At 71.5% G+C, this 16,883-nt stretch carries 15 protein-coding genes; 6 read left to right on the top strand and 9 right to left on the bottom strand.

The window, feature by feature from the left end; translation table 11 throughout:
* Nucleotides 1-117 precede the first annotated feature (117 nt).
* Together AB0B33_RS24785 and AB0B33_RS24780 are read right to left on the bottom strand one after the other, a co-directional pair.
* Nucleotides 118-675, bottom strand: a complete 558-nt coding sequence (locus AB0B33_RS24785) for a TetR family transcriptional regulator (protein ID WP_247024219.1) — start codon at nucleotides 673-675, stop codon at nucleotides 118-120.
* A gap of 2 nt (nucleotides 676-677) precedes the next feature.
* Nucleotides 678-2,165: an MFS transporter gene (locus AB0B33_RS24780; RefSeq protein WP_360775885.1), complete on the bottom strand. Its 1,488-nt coding sequence runs from the start codon at nucleotides 2,163-2,165 to the stop codon at nucleotides 678-680.
* A 110-nt stretch (nucleotides 2,166-2,275) separates the two neighbouring features.
* Between AB0B33_RS24780 and AB0B33_RS24775 the strand changes: the two genes are divergently transcribed.
* On the top strand, nucleotides 2,276-2,506 hold the full coding sequence (locus AB0B33_RS24775; RefSeq protein WP_360775883.1) for a hypothetical protein: 231 nt from the start codon (nucleotides 2,276-2,278) through the stop codon (nucleotides 2,504-2,506).
* Between the two features lie 85 nt (nucleotides 2,507-2,591).
* Here the strand turns inward: AB0B33_RS24775 and AB0B33_RS24770 are convergent, their stop codons facing one another.
* Nucleotides 2,592-3,764 carry an ROK family protein gene (locus AB0B33_RS24770; protein WP_360776191.1) on the bottom strand — a complete coding sequence of 391 codons (1,173 nt, stop codon included), beginning with the start codon at nucleotides 3,762-3,764 and terminating at the stop codon, nucleotides 2,592-2,594.
* A 138-nt stretch (nucleotides 3,765-3,902) separates the two neighbouring features.
* On the opposite strand from AB0B33_RS24770, the gene AB0B33_RS24765 reads away from it, so the two are divergent.
* The 4 genes from AB0B33_RS24765 to AB0B33_RS24750 all read left to right on the top strand — a co-directional run bounded on the left by AB0B33_RS24765 (nucleotide 3,903) and on the right by AB0B33_RS24750 (nucleotide 9,304).
* Nucleotides 3,903-5,330, top strand: a complete 1,428-nt coding sequence (locus AB0B33_RS24765) for an APC family permease (RefSeq protein WP_247024215.1) — start codon at nucleotides 3,903-3,905, stop codon at nucleotides 5,328-5,330.
* Nucleotides 5,327-8,137: a beta-mannosidase gene (locus AB0B33_RS24760; RefSeq protein ID WP_360775878.1), complete on the top strand. Its 2,811-nt coding sequence runs from the start codon at nucleotides 5,327-5,329 to the stop codon at nucleotides 8,135-8,137. Before AB0B33_RS24765 ends, AB0B33_RS24760 begins: the two co-directional genes overlap by 4 nt.
* A complete protein-coding gene (locus tag AB0B33_RS24755) occupies nucleotides 8,134-9,024 on the top strand; it encodes an ROK family protein (RefSeq protein WP_360775875.1) in 891 nt (296 codons plus the stop codon). The genes AB0B33_RS24760 and AB0B33_RS24755 overlap by 4 nt, the downstream gene beginning before the upstream one ends.
* A 76-nt stretch (nucleotides 9,025-9,100) precedes the next feature.
* Nucleotides 9,101-9,304: a hypothetical protein gene (locus AB0B33_RS24750; RefSeq protein WP_360775872.1), complete on the top strand. Its 204-nt coding sequence runs from the start codon at nucleotides 9,101-9,103 to the stop codon at nucleotides 9,302-9,304.
* On the opposite strand, the gene AB0B33_RS24745 is transcribed toward AB0B33_RS24750, so the two are convergent.
* The 4 genes from AB0B33_RS24745 to AB0B33_RS24730 form a co-directional block, all read right to left on the bottom strand.
* Entirely contained in the window at nucleotides 9,301-10,509 is a 1,209-nt protein-coding gene (locus AB0B33_RS24745; RefSeq protein ID WP_360775869.1) for an MFS transporter, read from the bottom strand. The two genes, AB0B33_RS24750 and AB0B33_RS24745, sit on opposite strands and share 4 nt — an antisense overlap.
* A gap of 41 nt (nucleotides 10,510-10,550) precedes the next feature.
* Nucleotides 10,551-11,813: a cation:proton antiporter gene (locus tag AB0B33_RS24740; protein ID WP_360775867.1), complete on the bottom strand. Its 1,263-nt coding sequence runs from the start codon at nucleotides 11,811-11,813 to the stop codon at nucleotides 10,551-10,553.
* A gap of 71 nt (nucleotides 11,814-11,884) precedes the next feature.
* Nucleotides 11,885-12,358 (bottom strand): universal stress protein, encoded by a 474-nt coding sequence (locus tag AB0B33_RS24735; protein ID WP_360775864.1) that lies wholly within the window; start codon nucleotides 12,356-12,358, stop codon nucleotides 11,885-11,887.
* Between the two features lie 11 nt (nucleotides 12,359-12,369).
* The gene (locus tag AB0B33_RS24730) at nucleotides 12,370-13,938 is read right to left on the bottom strand and encodes an MDR family MFS transporter (RefSeq protein ID WP_247024208.1); all 1,569 of its coding nucleotides are present in this window, start codon (nucleotides 13,936-13,938) and stop codon (nucleotides 12,370-12,372) included.
* 87 nt (nucleotides 13,939-14,025) lie between these two features.
* Here AB0B33_RS24730 and AB0B33_RS24725 point away from each other — a divergent pair, with 87 nt between their 5' ends.
* A complete protein-coding gene (locus AB0B33_RS24725; RefSeq protein WP_247024207.1) occupies nucleotides 14,026-14,607 on the top strand; it encodes a TetR/AcrR family transcriptional regulator in 582 nt (193 codons plus the stop codon).
* Between the two features lie 399 nt (nucleotides 14,608-15,006).
* On the opposite strand, the gene AB0B33_RS24720 is transcribed toward AB0B33_RS24725, so the two are convergent.
* Nucleotides 15,007-15,435, bottom strand: a complete 429-nt coding sequence (locus AB0B33_RS24720; RefSeq protein WP_360775859.1) for a transposase family protein — start codon at nucleotides 15,433-15,435, stop codon at nucleotides 15,007-15,009.
* A gap of 356 nt (nucleotides 15,436-15,791) precedes the next feature.
* Nucleotides 15,792-16,853 (bottom strand): hypothetical protein, encoded by a 1,062-nt coding sequence (locus AB0B33_RS24715; protein ID WP_360775856.1) that lies wholly within the window; start codon nucleotides 16,851-16,853, stop codon nucleotides 15,792-15,794.
* Between the last annotated feature and the right edge of the window lie 30 nt (nucleotides 16,854-16,883).

Raw genomic sequence — 16,883 nt, 5'->3', positions numbered from 1 at the left:
CGGAATTGCGCGCGCTGTCGAAAATTTACCCGGAAGACACGTTCGCCGGAGCCGACTAACGTAGGGGCCGGGAAGTGGTGATTTACCAACACCTTCGACGGGTTGACACGGCCCTGGTCAGGTGCCCCGGGTCAGGTCGAGCAGCTGCCGCTCCAGCCTCCGTGCCGCCGCGACGTCGATGCCGACGCCCCACAGCGGTGCCGTGCTCGCCCCGTCGGCCGCCGCGACCACCAGCGTGACCACGTCCGCCGGCAGGCCGTCGTCGTGCAGCTCGCGGTCCCACCGCTCGGCGTCCGCGCGGGCCAGCCCGGCGATCTCCGGGATCGAGATGAGCTGGGCGATCAGCGCGATGTTCTCCCGGATCGCGACCTCGTCCTGGGACGTGTCCAGCGACGCCCGGACGTAGGCGCGCACGAGCCGGCCCGGGGCGGTGTCGGCCGGGTCGAGCGCCGCGTGGACCTCGGTGCGGAAGGTGTCGAGGATGTCCTGGGCGAGCGTGCGCACCAGCGCGTCCTTCGCCGGGAAGTGGTACAGCAGCCCGCCTTTCGACACCCCGGCCACCCGCGCGATGTCGTCGAGGGACGCCGAGATCCCGCGCGTGCGGATGGCGGTCGCGGCCGCGTCGAGCAGCGCCCGGCGCGTTTCCTCCGGGCTGCGCCCGGCTTTGCGAGGCATGCTCAGTCCTTTCCGGACGGAATCGTACGCCAGGCGATCAGCGCCGCGACGGCGGTGACGGCGGCCGCCGCCAGCGACGTGACCTGCATGGCGCCGGTGAAGGCGTCCCGGGCCGCCTGGGCGAGGTCCGACGCCGGGTCGAGCGCGGACACCGCCGAGGCGAGGGACTCCCGGACCTCGCCGGGCGCCCCCGCGGGCAGGAAAGCGCGGTACACCACGGTGACCAGCGAGCCGAGGAGCGCGATGCCCAGCGCCGCACCGAGTTCGTAGGCCGTTTCGGAGATCGCCGACGCCGAGCCCGCCTTGTCCCGCGGGACGGCGGACAGCACCGAGTCGACGGTCAGCGTCAGCGCCAGGCCGACGCCGAGCCCGACCGGTACCAGCGTCAGGCCCAGCCACCAGTACTGCGGCGCCTGCTCGGCGACCGCGACCAGCGCCAGCCCGAGCGCGGCGACGCCCAGGCCCGCGGCGACCGCCCGGCCCTGGCCGAGCCGCCGGACGAGCACGCCGACGGCGGCCACGACGACGATCGAGGCCAGCGTCGCGGGCATCTCCGCGAGCCCGGCCCGCAGCGGCGAGAAGCCGCGAACCAGCTGCAGGTACTGCGAGAAGAAGAACAGCAGTCCCATCAACGCGAAGACCGAGATGAAGTTCGCGAGCACCGCGCCGCTGAAGGCGCCGTTGCGGAACAGCCCGACGTCGATCAGCGGATCGGCCGCCCGCCGCTGACGGCGGAGGAACAGCACGCCGGCGGCGACGCCCAGCACGGCGGCCACGGCCACCCGGACGTCGAGGCCCTCGCTGACGGCGTGCTTGACCGCGTACACCAGCGGCACGATCGCCACCATCGAGAGGGCCGCCGAGAGCAGGTCGAAGCGGCCCGGGTTCGGGTCCCGCGACTCCGGCAGCAGGAACGCGCCCGCGATCAGGAAGACCACGACGACCGGCACGTTGATCAGGAACACCGAACCCCACCAGTAGTGCTCCAGCAGGGTGCCGCCGACGAGCGGGCCGAGCGCGATGCCGCCGCCGGACCCGGCCGACCAGATCGCGATGGCGCGGGTGCGCTCGCGCGGGTCGGTGAACAGCGTGCGGATCAGCGAGAGTGTCGAGGGCATGATCGTCGCGCCCGCGACGCCGAGCAGCAGCCGCGCGAGGACGAGCACGCCGGCGGTGGGGGAGAAGGCGGCCAGCACGGAGGCGATGCCGAACGCGGCCGTGCCGAGGAGCAGCACCTTCTTGCGGCCGAAGCGGTCGGCGAGGTTGCCCGCCGTGACGAGCAGGCCGGCCAGCGCGAGCGAGTAGATGTCGCCGATCCACAGGATTTCGGTGGCGGTCGGCGCGAGCTCGCGGGTCAGGGACGGCACGGCGAGGTACAGCACGGTGCCGTCGATCGCGAGCAGGAGCACCGCGCCGACGAGCACGCCCAGCGCGGCCCACCGGCGACGGGGGCTGAGGGTCTGCCGGATCGGGGCGCGGGTCGTGGTCATGCCGACTACTATACCGTCTGGACGGTACAGTAATGCGGGTGAGCTCGGCCACGGAATGCCGGTCCCGGCCCGGCGGTTGTGGCTACGCTGGAGGAGTCGGGAGGAGCGGGATGACGGCCGAAGAGCTGATGATCGAGTTCGCGCTGATCCGGCTCGACCACCCGGACCTCGACCTCGAGGACATCGCGGCCCTGGTCGTCCGCCGGGGTGGGCCGGAGCGCGAACTGGAGTTCGCCTCCCGCAACCTGGCCGACCGCGGTGAACTTCGCGGCGCGACCTTCCCGACGGCGGTGGAGTACGTGCTGCGGGTGGTGCTGACCTTGCGCGGTCCCTCGGACTAGCTCACCTGTAGCGAGGATCGCGGCGTGGTCGAGGGCGGGGCGAGGCAGGTCGCGGTGCTGGAACAGTGGGCGCGCGGCTGACCGGTCAGGCGCCGCTGGCCGTGCGGTGCAGGCCGCGGCGGTCGAAGACCAGCTCGCGGGCCGTGCCCAGCGCCGTCGCGATCGCGCCCGCCAGCACCGCGTCCTCGCCCAGCTGGCCGGCCGCGATCTCCGGGACGACCGGGATCGTCGCCGCCAGCGCGCGCCGCATCGGCTCGGCCAGCAGGTCCGCGTTGCCGCCGATGCCGCCGCCCAGCACGATCAGGCGGGGGTCCAGGACGGCCGTCACCGCCGAGACCACGTACGCCAGCTTCTCGGCTTCTTCCTCGACCACGCGCAGCGCCCGCGCGTCGCCTGACCGGGCCAGCCGGAACACGTCCTTCGCCGTGCGTGCCTTCGTCAAGCCCAGCGCGCGGGCCGCGTCGACCACCGCCTGGCCCGCGGCCGCCGTTTCGACCGGGCCGGGGCGGCGGGCGGCCGCGCCGGCGGGCAGCGGGCCGTAGGGCAGGTCCGCGATCTCGCCCGCCGCGCCGTGCGCGCCGCGGAACAGCTGGCCGTCGACCAGCAGGCCCATGCCGATGCCGGTGCCGACCGTCAGGCACACCAGCACGTCGACGCCGAGCGCCGCGCCGAGGGCGTGCTCGCCGACCGCGCACAGGTTCGCGTCGTTCTCCACCACGACGTCCGAGCCGGCGACGGCCAGCGCGGCGACGAGTTCGTGCAGCAGCCCGCGCCGCTCCCAGCCGCGCAGGTTGGGTGCGCGGTGCACCGTGCCCGTCGCCGGGTCGGGGACGCCGGGGGTGCCGACGACCGTCGCCACCACCTCGTGCGGCCGCAGCCCGGCCGCGGCCACCGCGCGTTCGACGGATTCGCTCACCGTGCGCACCAGCGCGCTCGCCGAGCGGCACCGGTTGGGCTCGTCGAGCCGGGCGACGATGCTGCCTTCGAGGTCGGCGACGGCGATCCGGATCGCGCGCCGCCCGATGTCGACGCCGACGACGTGCCCGGCGTCCGGCGCGGCCTGGTAGACGACCGCCGCGCGCCCCGGCCCGGCCAGGCTGCGCCCAGTGGTCCGGACCAGTCCGTGCTGCTCGAGGTCGAGCAGCGCCTGTCCGACCGTGGGTTTCGAAAGTCCCGTGTCCGCCGCGATCTGCGGTCGCGTCGCCTCGCCCTGACCGCGAAGCCGGTCCAGGACCAGGCGCTGGTTCAGCGCCCGCATGTTCGCCGGGGTTCCCACCTGCGGCCCGTTTTGCCCCACTGAATCCTCCTGTGTTGCCGCAAGTTTATCCACGGAACTCTTTCGACTCCGCCCGTTCTATGTTAAGAAACTTTACTAACTACTAGCCGGAGGCACGTCGTGAGTTCACCCACTCGTTCAGGGGCGCCGCAACCGGCCCTTGAGCGCAAGATCGGCCCGCTGCAGGCGACCGCGATCAACATGACGCAGATGTGCGGTATCGGCCCGTTCGTCACGATCCCCGCCATGGTCGCCACCATGGGCGGGCCGCAGGCGATGTTCGGCTGGATCATCGGGGCGATCGTCGCGCTGGCCGACGGGCTCATCTGGGCCGAACTCGGCGCCGCCATGCCGGGCGCCGGCGGCACCTACCTGTACCTGCGCGAAGCGTTCCAGTACCGCACCGGACGGCTGATGCCGTTCCTGTTCGTGTGGAGCGCGGTGCTGTTCATCCCGCTGATCATGTCCACCGGCATCATCGGGCTCGTCCAGTACCTCGGCTACCTGATCCCCGGCGTCACCGACGACGCGGGCACCACGCCGCTGGGCAAGATCATCGGCGTCGGCATCACGCTCGTCATCGTCGCCGCGCTGTTCCGCAAGATCGGCCAGATCGGCAAGCTCACGACGGTGCTGTTCGTGGTCATGCTGATCGCGGTGCTCACCACCGTCGTCGCCGCGTTCACGCACTTCAGCGGCGCGCAGGCGTTCGCCTTCACCCCGGGCGCGTTCAGTTCGGCCGGCACGGGCACGTTCTGGGGCGGCCTCGGCGCCGGCCTGATCATCGCGATCTACGACTACCTCGGCTACAACACCAGCGCCTACCTCGGCGGCGAGGTCCGCGACCCGGGCCGGACGCTCCCGCGGTCGATCCTCTTCTCCATCGTGGGCATCATGAGCCTGTACTTCCTGCTGCAGGTCGGCGTCCTCGGCTCGGTTCCGCTGGAAGAGCTGAAGACCGCCACCTCGGTCGCCTCGACCGTGCTGGAGCAGGCGTGGGGCACCGTGACGGCGAAGATCGTCACCGTCTTCATCGTCGTCGCGGCCATCGGCTCGGTGTTCGCCGGCCTGCTCGGCGGCTCGCGCGTGCCGTTCGAAGCCGCGCGGGACAAGGTGTTCCTGTCCATGTTCGGCAAGCTGCACCCCAAGCTGAACCTGCCGACCGCCGGCGTGCTCACCATGGGCGCCATCACGATCATCGGCTCGCTGTTCACGCTGACCGACGTCATCAACGCCGCCGTCTCCACCCTGGTCATCATCCAGTCGCTGGCCCAGGTCGCGGCCATCTGGACGCTGCGCCGCCGCCAGCCGGAGCTGAAGCGGCCCTACCGGCAGTGGCTCTACCCGCTGCCGACGCTGCTCGCGCTGGTCGGCTGGGTCTACATCTACGTTTCCGCGACGCCGCTGTCCATCGGGCTGTCGCTGGGCTGGATCGCCCTCGGCGCGCTCGCGTACCTCGTCTACGCCAAGACGGAGAACACGTGGCCGTTCGGTCCCAAGGAGATCAAGGAAGCTTTCGCCGCCGACCCGGAAGGGGCCCAGGCATGACCCGGAAACTCGCGGCGGTGGCCGCACTGGTGCTCGTCCCCGGCGTGCTCGCCGTCGCCGGCCCGGCCGCCGCTCAAGACACGCAGGCGTTCGCCAAGCCACACGGGCTCACCACCATCGGCACGCAGGGCTGGCAGGTGCTGACCACCGCGAACGTCAAGGACGGCGGGGAAAAGGTCTCCACGCCGGGGTACGCCACCCGTGGCTGGCTGCCGGTGAAGCCGGACGACGCCGGCGCGCCCGGCACCGAGATCACCGCCCTCGTCCAGAACGGCAAGTGCCCGAACGTCTTCTACTCGGACAACATGCGCAAGTGCTTCGGGTACGTGGACAAGCTCGGCCCCGTCGTCACGAAACCGTTCTCCGACCCGTGGTGGTACCGGACCGACTTCGCTCCCGGCTTCAAGGCCGGCCAGCACGCGAAGCTGACCATCCCGGGCATCGTCGGCGAAGGCGACGTCTGGGTGAACGGCAAGCTCGTCGCCACGAAGGACATCGTCAGCGGCGCGTTCGCCGGGCACACCTTCGACGTCACGAAGCTGGTCAAGCCGGGCAAGAACACCCTGGCGATCAAGGTCTACCCGAACGACCCGCTGAAGATGTACACCCTCGACCAGGTCGACTGGGGCCAGATCCCGCCGGACAACAACACCGGCATCCAGTTCCCGCCGACGCTGCAGGTGTCCGACGCGCTCACCGGCGACAACGCCCACGTCGTGCAGGACAACGCCGCCGACCTGTCCAGCTCGAAGCTGACGGTGAAGGTCGACGTCACCAACGACGCGGCCGCGCCGCGGACCGGCGACGTCGCCGCGACGATCACCCCGCCCTCGGGCGCGCCGGTCGTCGTCAAGCAGCGCGTGACGATCCCCGCGAACACCAAGCGGACCGTGGCGTTCGCGCCGGTGAAGATCGCGCACCCGCGCGTCTGGTGGCCGTACTCGATGGGCGACCAGCCGCTGTACACGCTGAGCACCGCGGTCTCGCAGGACGGCACGCTCTCGACGTCGTCGAAGAGCACCTTCGGCATCCGCACGGTGACCTCGCGCCTGGTCGGGAAGTCCGCGGCCCTGCCGGAGGGCGCGCGGCAGTTCACGATCAACGGCAAGGACTTCGTGTTCCGCGGCGGCGGCTTCGCGCCGGACCTGTTCCTGCGCTACGACGCCGCCGACACCGCGCACCAGATCGCGCTGATCAAGAACATGGGCCTGTCCGGCGTCCGGCTCGAGGGCCACGACATGCCGCAGGACTTCTACGACCAGGCCGACCGCGCCGGGCTGCTCGTCATCGGCGGGTTCCTGTGCTGTGACGCCTGGCAGCCCGAGGACGCCTCGACGCTGACCGAGCGCGACTACCGGATCATGCACGACTCGGCGTACACGATCGCGCAGATGGAGCGGAACCACCCCAGCGTCTTCAACTACGGCTGGAGCGACAACGAGCCGGTGCCGCGCCAGGAGTCCGAGACGCTTAAGGCGTTCGGGGAAGCCGACTTCCAGGTGCCGGTGATCGCCTCGGCGGAGTACAAGAGCACGCCGGCGCTGGGCCAGTCCGGGGAGAAGGAGGGGCCGTACGACTGGGTTCCGCCGTCCTACTGGTACGACAGCTCGCACTTCGACGCCGAGGATTCCTCCCGCACGAACGCCGGTGGCGCGTGGGGCTTCGCGAGCGAGCAGAGCGCCGGGCACACCGTGCCGACGCTCGACTCGATCAAGCGGTTCCTCTCGCCGACCGAGCAGGCGAAGCTCTGGCAGGACCCGGCGTACAACCAGTACCACGCGAACTTCGAGCCCGGTCACGGCGGTTACGCGTTCGGCACGCTGTACACGCTCGACCAGTCGATCCGGCAGCGGTACGGGAAGTGGAACTCGCTCAAGTCCTATGTGGACCTGGCGAACATCGCGAACTACGAGAACACGCGCTCGCAGTTCGAAGCCTTCCTGCACCACTCGAAGGACAAGGACAGCCCGTCGACCGGTGTCGTCTACTGGCAGCTGAACAAGGGCTGGCCGACGCTGCTGTGGTCGCTCTACAACGACGACGGCGACCAGGCGGGCGCGTTCTTCGGCGCCAAGAAGGCGAACCAGCCGCTGCACGCGCTTTACGGCTACGACAACGGATCCGTGACGCTCGACAACCTCGGCGCGGCGACGCAGTCCGGGCTTTCGGTGCAGGCCCGCGTGCTGGACACCGCGGGGAGGGTCCTCGACGACCAGACCGCGTCCGGCCTCTCGCTGGGTTCGCAGGGCGTGCGGACCGGGGTCCTGAAGCCCAAGGTGCCCGCCGAGACGAAGGCGCCGGCGAAGGCGCAGGTCTACTTCGTGGAGCTGCAGGTCTCCCACGGCGGGAAGGTCGTCGACCGGAACGTCTACTGGCTGTCCACGCAGAAGGACGTCGTCGACTGGGGCAAGACGCTCGGCAACCCGCAGGCGACGCTGTCGCAGTACAGCAACCTGCAGGCGCTGCAGGACCTGCCGAAGTCGCAGGTCGCCGCCGTGGCGTCGACCCGCTTCGGCGGTGGCGACCTGGTCTCCACGGTGACCGTGACCAACACGTCGAAGACGCCGGGCGCGGCGTTCTTCCTGCGGGCCGACGTCCGCCGTGGCACGCCGGACGGCCGTGAGGCGGCGGGGGACAACCAGCTCGCGAACGCGACCTGGGACGACAACGACATCACGCTGTGGCCGGGCCAGTCGCAGACGCTGACGGTCACGTACAAAGCGTCGGACCTGCGGGGTGCGGCGCCGGTGATCAGCGTCGACGGGCTGAACACGGGCCGGATCGTGGTGCGGGGGAGCGGCGCGTGAGCGAGGACCGGATTCTCGGGATCGACTTCGGCGGCACGAAGGTGGCGCTGGGGCTCGCCGACCGCGACGGCACCCTGCTGGCCACGCGCCGGCTGGACACCGACGCGCACGCGGGGGCCGAGCAGGTGGTGGTGCGCGCGCTGGCCGGGGCCCGGTCGCTCCTGGCCGAGGCGGGTGCCGAGCCGGCTGCCGTCGGCGTCGTCAGCCCGGGGATCGTGCTGCCGGAGGAGATCCTGCTGGCACCGAACGTGCCGGGCTGGGAGCAGCTGCACCTGGCGGAGCTGGTGGCCGCGGAGTTCCCGGCCGTGCCGATCTCGGTGGGCACGGACGCGAAGGCGGCGGCACTGGCGGAATGGCGCTGGGGCGCACTGGCCGGCGCCGACCCGGCGGTGTTCCTCTCCCTGGGCACCGGCATCGCGGCAGCGGTGCTGGTCGGCGGCCGGTTGCTGACCGGCGCCAACGGAGCTGCGGGTGAGATCGGGTACAACCTGCTCTCACCGCAGGACACCGAGGGTTTCGCGAGCGGAGCGGCGCCGCTCGAGGAAGCCGTCGGTGGGCGTGGGCTGGGCGGCCGGGCGAGCGAGTTGCTCGGCCGCCCGGTCACCGCCGGGGAGCTGTTCGCACTGGCCAAGGAGAACGTGGAGGCCAAGGAACTGGTGACGGCGGCCCTGGACGAGCTGTCGATGCACGTGGCCAACCTGGCGATCGCCCTGGATCCCCAGCGCATCGCGGTCGGCGGGGGCTTGGTCCGCTCGGCGGACGTGCTGCTGCCGGCGCTGGCGGACCGCCTGGCGCACGCGGTCCCGTTCCCGCCCGAGCTGGTGTCGGCCCGGTTCGACCAGGACGCGGCGCTGCTGGGCGCGGTGGCGCTGGCGCTGGGAGGGTAGGCGTCCGGGTGGCGCACCGGTGCCCCGACCCGGCGCGCCACCCGGCATCACGTGACAGCGGCCGGGTGCCGCGGTCGTGGTGACCGCGCCGGTGCTCGCCCTCACGGTGGCGCGGCCGGCGTGGATCGGCGACCTGGGCGTGTGGATCGCGAACCTGTCCATGATCGTGCTGGTGGTGACCACCGCGTTCGTGGTCTTACCCCGAACTGGCGTGGCAGGGGAGCTTCCTCGGGATCGCGGCCGCGTTCGCCCTCGCCGCGTTCTCGGCCGCCCGGCCTAGGCTCCGGCCGCCGCCAGCTCCTCGGTCCGCCGGAAAGCCGCCGGGGAAAGCTGGAACCAGACCAGCACCGCGCTCAGCGCCTGCACCGCCGCGGCCATCACCCACACGCCCCGCAGGCTCCAGTGCGCCGCGACCAAACCGCCGGTCAACGCCCCCAGCGGCGTCAACCCCCAGGCCAGCGCCCGGTGGCTGGTCAGCACCCGGCCCAGCAGTGGCGCCGGGGTGAAGCGCTGGCGGCTGGACTGCGAGCAGACGTTCCAGACCAGCACCGTCGAGGTCAGGAACACCAGCACCACGCCGATGAGCGGCGGCCACGGCGGGAGCACCGCCAGCAGCAGCGGGGCCACCGCGCCCAGGCTCTGCGCCAGCCGCATCGACCACGAATAGCCGAGGCGGTCGACGATGCGCTGGACCACGAACGACGACACCACCCAGCCGACCGCCATGCACGCGAGCAGCAGGCCGTAGCCGACCGAGCCGACGTGCAGGATCTGCGTCGCGTACAGCACGAACATCGCGTTGCCGGCGCTCGCGGCGAACGAACCGAGCGCGACGTTCAGCGTGATCGAGCGCAGCAGCGGCGTCCGGACCAGGTGGGTGAGCCCGGCTGAGAGGTCGCGCAGCGGGTGGGTGCGCGCGGCGACCACGGACGTCGACGGGATGCGGCGGGTCAGCAGCAGCGCCAGCAGCGCGCAGGCGGCCGCCAGCCACGCGGGCGCCCCGGCCGTGACGGCGACCAGGAAGCCGGTCAGCGGCGGCACGACGAACTGCACCACGCCCCGGTCGATCACCGTCAGCCGCGCGTTGGCGTGGGCCAGGCGGTCCGGGGCGACCAGCTCCGGCACGAGCGCGCCGCTGGCGCCGTCGCCGAGCACCTGCGCGGAGGTGACGACGAACGCGACGACAAGCAGCACCGGCAGGCTCAGCGACCCGGCCGACGCGACCGCCCCGAGCACCAGCGCGGCCCCGACCTGCACGGCGTAGGCCCAGGCCAGCACGGCGGTCCGCCGCACGCGGTCGATGAGCACCCCGGCGAACAGCGACAGCAGCAGCCACGGCGCCTGCCCGGCGACGTTGACCAGCGAGATCTCCCGCGGATCGGTCGTGACGGACACGGCGAGCAGGGGCAACGCGGCCAGCATCAGCCCTTCGGCGGACGAACCGGACACCGCGACAGCCTGCAACCGCACCCATCTGCTCGCCATGATCACCACCCTGCCCAAGCCGGGCCCTCGACCCAACCGATTTACGGCCGCCGGCGCCCCACACCGAGGCGGTTCGTCAGCGGTGCCGAGCCGATCCCGTGCAGGACCACGCTGCCCAGCACGCAGACCACCGTGATCGTCAGCACGATGTCTTCGTCGCCGGTGGCGAGCCCGTTGAGCGCGAGCAGGCCGAACACGATCGACGTCGTCCCGCGCGGGCCGAGCGCGCCGATGAGGAACCGGTCGCGGCCGGGCAGGTCCGTCTTGAGCAGGGACAGCAGCACCGGGCCGATACGCAGGACGGTCAGCGCGGCGAGGCAGAACACCACGACCTGCCAGCTCAGCCCGAACTGGACCACCAGCACGCTGATCGCGCCGACCACGAACCACATGCCCATGGTCAGCAGGCCGGTGACCTCCTCCAGCAGCTGCAGCTCGGCCGTCGGGCTGGTCAGGACGTCGCGGGCCCGCTCCGGCACCTTGCGGATGTAGGCGGCGGCGCTGCCGCGGAAGACGTACCGGAACGCGATGCCGCACACGAACGAGGCGACGAAGCCGTTGCCGCCGATCGCGACGGTCGCCGCGTAGGCCAGCAGCGGGGTCGTCAGCACGGCGATCCGGCGGCCCTGCGCGGACGTCCAGCCGGCGCGGGCGGCCAGGAACAGCAGGAGCCCGATCAGCGCGCCGATCGCGGCGCCCATGATGACCGCCTTGATGGCGAACGGCAGCGCCGTCGCGAGCGCGTCTTCCGCGGTGTTCTGCTGGTTGTCGGTCCGCGCCAGGATCAGCGCGAACAGGAACACCGGCGAGACGAGCCCGTCGTTGTAGCCGCTTTCGATGTTGAGGACGCCGCGCACCCGCGTCGTCAGGTTGCGGTCGCGGACCACGCGCTCGGCCGCGGCGAAGTCGCTCGGGATCACGATGCACGCGATCAGCAGGAGCAGCGGCCACGACAGGTCGGGCAGGAGCACGGCCCCGAGCAGCACGGCCAGCGCGATGCTCACCGGCATGGCGATGAGCAGCACGCGCGCGACGAGGCCGGGGGAGCGGCCCCACAGCCGTCCGCCGCGGACCTCGGTGGCGTCGACGAACAACAGCATCGCGAGGATGAGCTCGGCGACGTGCTGGGCGATCTCGGTGTTGAACACCTCGACCAGCGCGTCCGGCGCCACGGTCAGCGCGGCCGCGGCCCCGCACACCACCATCAGCACCGGGGCGGCGATGTTCCACCGGTCGAGCTGCGCGGCCGCGAGCGAGCGGAGCAGGAAGGCGGCCGAAAGCACCAGGAGTGCGGGGATGAACATCGGGCTCCACGGCTGGGGGTCGGCTTCGGGTCGCCGCCGAGCCTACCGTCCGATGTGGAGGGAGACGTGGCTCACGGGACCACGAGGACCGGCCAATGACCCGCCCGGATGAGCTTCGTCGCGACCGAACCCGCGAACCGGTGCCCCGCCTTCTGGGAGGCACCGACCACCACCGTGTCGGCCTGGCAGCGGTCCGCGGTGTCCCGGAGCGTCGCGTACGGGTCGCCGAACGACGTCACGAACGTGACCGGCACCCCCAGCTCCTCGGCCGCTTCGCGCATCTGGCCGCGCAGTTCCGCCGAGAGGTGGGTGGCCGTGTCGTGGTCGATCAGCGTCGCGACGGCCGGCCGCAGCGGCATGAGCGGCGCGTGGCCGGCGACGAAGGCGACGACCAGCCGGCTGCCCTGCCGCCGTGCCATGCCGAACGCGAAGGCCGCCGCCCGCATGGCCGTGTCGGAGCCGTCCACCCCGGCCAGGATGGCCCGCGCCGCCGGGTCGCGGCGCGGGCCGAAGTGCTCCACAGTGGACTGGAACGCCCCCTCCATCGGATCCACTCCTACCGCGCGGCCGGTTCCGGCGCGGCGGGCTCGCCGTCCTTGTCCAGGTCGATCGTCGTGCGCAGGGTGATCGGCTTCAGCAGCAGCGCCGCGAGGACACCGACGACCGCGACCGCCGCCGAAATCAGGAAGATGTGCGCGGTGGCGTCGCCGTACACCGTGTGCACGACCGCCTGGACCTCCGGCGGCAGCGCCTTGAGGTTCAGCGCGCTGACCCCGCCCGTCGACGCCTGACCCGCCGGCACGTGCAGGGCCGCGGCCAGGTCGGCGGAGACGCGGTTGGCGAGGACGGCGCCGAGCACCGACACGCCGATGGTGCCGCCGAGGGACCGGAAGAACGTCACCGACGCGCTCGCCGCGCCGAGGTCGCGCAGCGGGACGTCGTTCTGCACGGCCAGCACGAGGTTCTGCATGGTCATGCCCACGCCGAGACCGACCACGGCCATCGCGATCCCGACGATCCACAGCGGCGTGGCGTGGTCGACCGTGCCCAGCGCGAGGAAGCCGACGACCAGGGTGATGGTGCCGCCGACGATGTACGGCTTGATCTTGCCGGTGCGGCTGATCAGCCGTCCGGAGACGGTCGAGGAAACGAGCACGCCCGCCATCAGCGGCATGGTCAGCAGGCCGGCTTCGGTGGGGGTGTAGCCGCGGCCGATCTGGAAGTACTGGCCGAGGAACACCGCGCCGCCGAACATCGCCATGCCGACCGCGAGGCTCGCGAGGATCGCCAGCGCCGGCGTGCGCTGGACGACGATCTTCAGCGGCACGACCGGTTCACGCACCTTCGTCTCCACCAGCACGGCGAGCGCGAGCAGCACGAGCCCGCCCGCGACCATGACCCCGGTCTGCCAGGAGAGCCAGTCGAAGGCGTTGCCGACGAAGGAGACCCAGATCAGCAGCACGCTCACGCCGGCCGCGATCAGCGCGGCGCCGAGGTAGTCGACCTTCACGTCGTCGCGGCGCACGGTCTCCAGCTTGAGGGTGCGCTGCAGCACGATGAACGCGAGCACCGCGATCGGGACGCCGACGAAGAAGCACCAGCGCCAGCCCAGCCACGGCACGTCCACGATCAGGCCGCCCAGCAGCGGCCCGCCGACCGTGGCGACCGCCATGACGGCGCCGAGGTAGCCGTTGTACCGGCCGCGCTCGCGCGGCGGGATGATCGCGGCGATCACGACCTGGACCAGCGCCTGCAGGCCGCCGACGCCGATGCCCTGGAACGCGCGCGCGGCGATCAGCTGGCCGGTGTCCTGGCTGAACCCGCTGATCGTCGAGCCGGCCACGAAGATCACGATCGCGACCTGGACCAGCGTCTTCTTGTTGAACAGGTCGGCGAGCTTGCCCCAGATCGGGGTGGTGGCCGTCGCCGCGAGCAGCGTGGCCGTGACGACCCACGTGTACTGCGTCTGGGTGCCGTTCAGCGAGCCGATGATCAGCGGCAGCGACGTCGACACGACGGTCGAGCTGATCATGGCCACGAACAGGGCCAGCAGCAGGCCGGACAGCGATTCGAGCACTTCGCGGTGCCGCATCGCCCCGGACGGGTCGGTTGTTTCGGACTTCATGGCATCCCTTCGCACGATCCGGGCAAGTATTGCTCATTGAGCAAACTTGCGCAATGAGCAACTTATTCCCGTCGCTAGGCTGCCTGCATGGACATCCCCGGCTCGCTGCGCGACCGCAAGAAGGCGGCGACGCGGCAGTCGCTGCACGAGGCGGCGCTGCGGCTGGCGATGGAGCACGGGCTCGACGGCGTGACGGTCGAGGACATCGCCGACGCCGTGGGCGTGTCGCGGAGGACGTTCTCCAACTACTTCGCGAACAAGGAGGACGCGGTCCTGCACGCCGACCGCGAGCGCACCCGCGAGCTGGTGTCCCTGGTCGAGGGGAGGCCGGCGGGGGAGCAGCCGTGGCCGGCGCTGCGCGCGGCAAGCCGCGACCTGAACCGCGCGGGGGCCGCGCCCGACCGCGAGTGGGTGGCGCAGCTGCGCCTGCTGCGACGGCACCCGTCGCTGCTGGCCCGGCAGGCGGGCGACCAGATCGCGCTGGAACGCGACCTGGCCACCGTGCTGGTGACGCGCGAGCCCGGCCTGGCCGAGGGAACGGCCCGCCTGATGGCGGCGACGTTCCTCGCCGCGTTGCGCACCGGAGCCGTGCTGTGGCTGGAAAGCGCGGACGAACGCCCACTGGCCGAACTGGTGGACGACCTGCTCGGCCGCGTCCACTTCGATTGAGTTCGCGGGGTGTTCGACGGTCCGGCCGAGCACCTTAATGGGGTTGTTTCATCGTGGTTTGTGCTGGTCATGCTGGGTTGACCAGCTGTGGTAACGGTCAGGCTCCTGCCGCCCGGTCAGCATCACGGACGCGTTGCTCGTGCTGGCTCAACACCAGCAACGCCCGCAAAAAGGTCGTGGCATGACGAGAGTGCAACCGCAGCTTGTCCAGGATGCGCCAGGACGTGGAGGGCGGCGAAGCCGCCCTCCACCGCGCAACGCATCGCCGAGAAAGCCGCGTTGGCCTGCCGCTGACCCGCGGTCAACGGCCGGCTCGCTTCGGCTTTGTAGGGCGTGAGCACGATCGCTCACACGCCCGCCGCACCGGCTGCAAGCACGCGTGTCGCGGATGTCTTTGTGTCAGCTGTGGCACCCTCTGATCCCGGCCGGGGACAGACCGTGGGTGTGCACCCGTTCCCGCAGACGCAACCGGCGGGAGGCGGTGATGTCGGCGGTCCGGCCTGGCAGCACCGCCGAGACCCACATCAGCCGGCCCGTCTCGTCGGTCACGCCGAGCACGACCAACCCGTGCTGTTTGTGTTTGCCGCTGTAATTGGCCCGGTTGGCGCGGCGGGTGCGGCGGCGGGTCCGGATCAAGGTCCCGTCCACCAGCACCACCGACGCACCGGAGCGGGCCGGCCGGTTCGACACCTGCCCCAACCGGCGAGCACGAGCGGCCGGCAGGGCGATGACCTCCAGCACCCAGCGCCGCACCGTGGAGGCCGCTACACCCTGACCGCCGCCGATGTGAGCCAGCCGCGGGTCATGGCGCAGCACCGTCGGCACCACCAGTGCCTGCTCGGCCGGGGCGGCTTTGCAGCATCGTGGCCGCACCCGCCGCCGTCGTGTCCGGATCGGTTCGGCGACCAGATGCAGGGTCTGGCGGGAAAGGGGAAGGTGACCTGGCAGGAAAGAGAACCGAAGCCCTCGGCGGGTTGTTGACTCACATCTCGAACTTGCCGAGGGCTTCGCCCATGTCCGGGTCACCACGCCGGTCCCGGCGCCACTTCCCGCCCCGCCGGCGAAACAGGCCTGCTCCAGCGTCCCCGCCAGGCACAACCACGATGAAACAACCCCAATGTGGCGTTCGGTGCGTCCAACGCAACCAACGCCACATCGGGGCGCTTCGGCGGGCCGGGCGTGGCTCAGGGCAGCGGCAGGGGCGGGTAGAGCCGCAGGCGCTGGGCCGGCATGTCGTAGGTGCCCGGGCCGGCGATCGGGGGCACGAGCACCGCGTCGCCGCGGAGGGGGATCTCGACGGCGGTGCCGGGATCGGCTTCGAGCGTGGCGACCGCCTTGTCGTCCCACGCCTGCCCCGGCGCGTTCGAAGGCAGCTGGTACGCGGTCACCTTGCGCAGCTCCGAGGCCGGCGGATCGGCGTAACCATCGTTGCGCAGGACGTAGCCGCCGGGCCGGGCGGCGACCGACGCCGGGTTGAGCGGCATGCCGCCCGCGGTCAGCACGTGCAGGGCGGGGCCGCCGCGCTTCCACGGGTCGGCGCCGTCGGCCTGGCGGTCGGCCAGGGTCTGCTTGAGCACCTTCAGGCGGTGGTCGAGGCAGATTTCGAGACCGAAATGCGCTTTCGCGTCGATTTCGAACAACCGCTCCCGGAGGAACGCCGCTTCCGAGTACGCCCGTTTCACCAACGGCTCGCTGACGTTCCCGACCGCGGACCGGGTCGGCACCCCGTCCATCGACGAAGCCAGTTTCTTTTCGATGCGCCCGGCCTCGCCGCCGTCGGCCCCGCCGCGCAGGTACAGCACGCTGTTGAAGTAGGTCTTCTCGTTCGCGACCAGCACGTCCGAATACCAGAGCACCGAACCCGGCACGATCAGCCAGTTCTTGAACCGCGGGGTCCGGAACATCTTCTCCAGCGCGTCCCAGACCTGCGAGTACTGGTTCGTGGAGTAGGTGTGGCTCGTCGCCGGGTCGGCCGGCCGGAGGTAGAACTCCGGTGCCACGAACACCTTCAGCGTGCCGGGGTCGTCGTCGCCCACGTTCGCCCGCGCGATGTTGACCACCGCGGCGAGCCGCCGCAGCCGGATGAACCAGTCGGTGCTCTCCGGCGCTTTCGGCACGGCGATGTCGGGCACCGGATCGCAGAGCTTGCCGGGCGGCAGCCCCGCCAGCGTCGGCCCCGGCACGTCGGTGCGGCGGGTGGCCGTCGGGACTTCGTAGGCGATGTAACGGAAATGGGTGTACGGCACGGTTCGGCCTTCCCCTCAGTGGTGGAACGG

This window comes from Amycolatopsis sp. NPDC049159, from assembly GCF_040648295.1.
Lineage (GTDB): Bacteria > Actinomycetota > Actinomycetes > Mycobacteriales > Pseudonocardiaceae > Amycolatopsis > Amycolatopsis pretoriensis_A.
The sequence above is the reverse complement of the archived record's forward strand: the minus strand, read 5'-3'. Positions and strand labels throughout refer to the sequence as shown.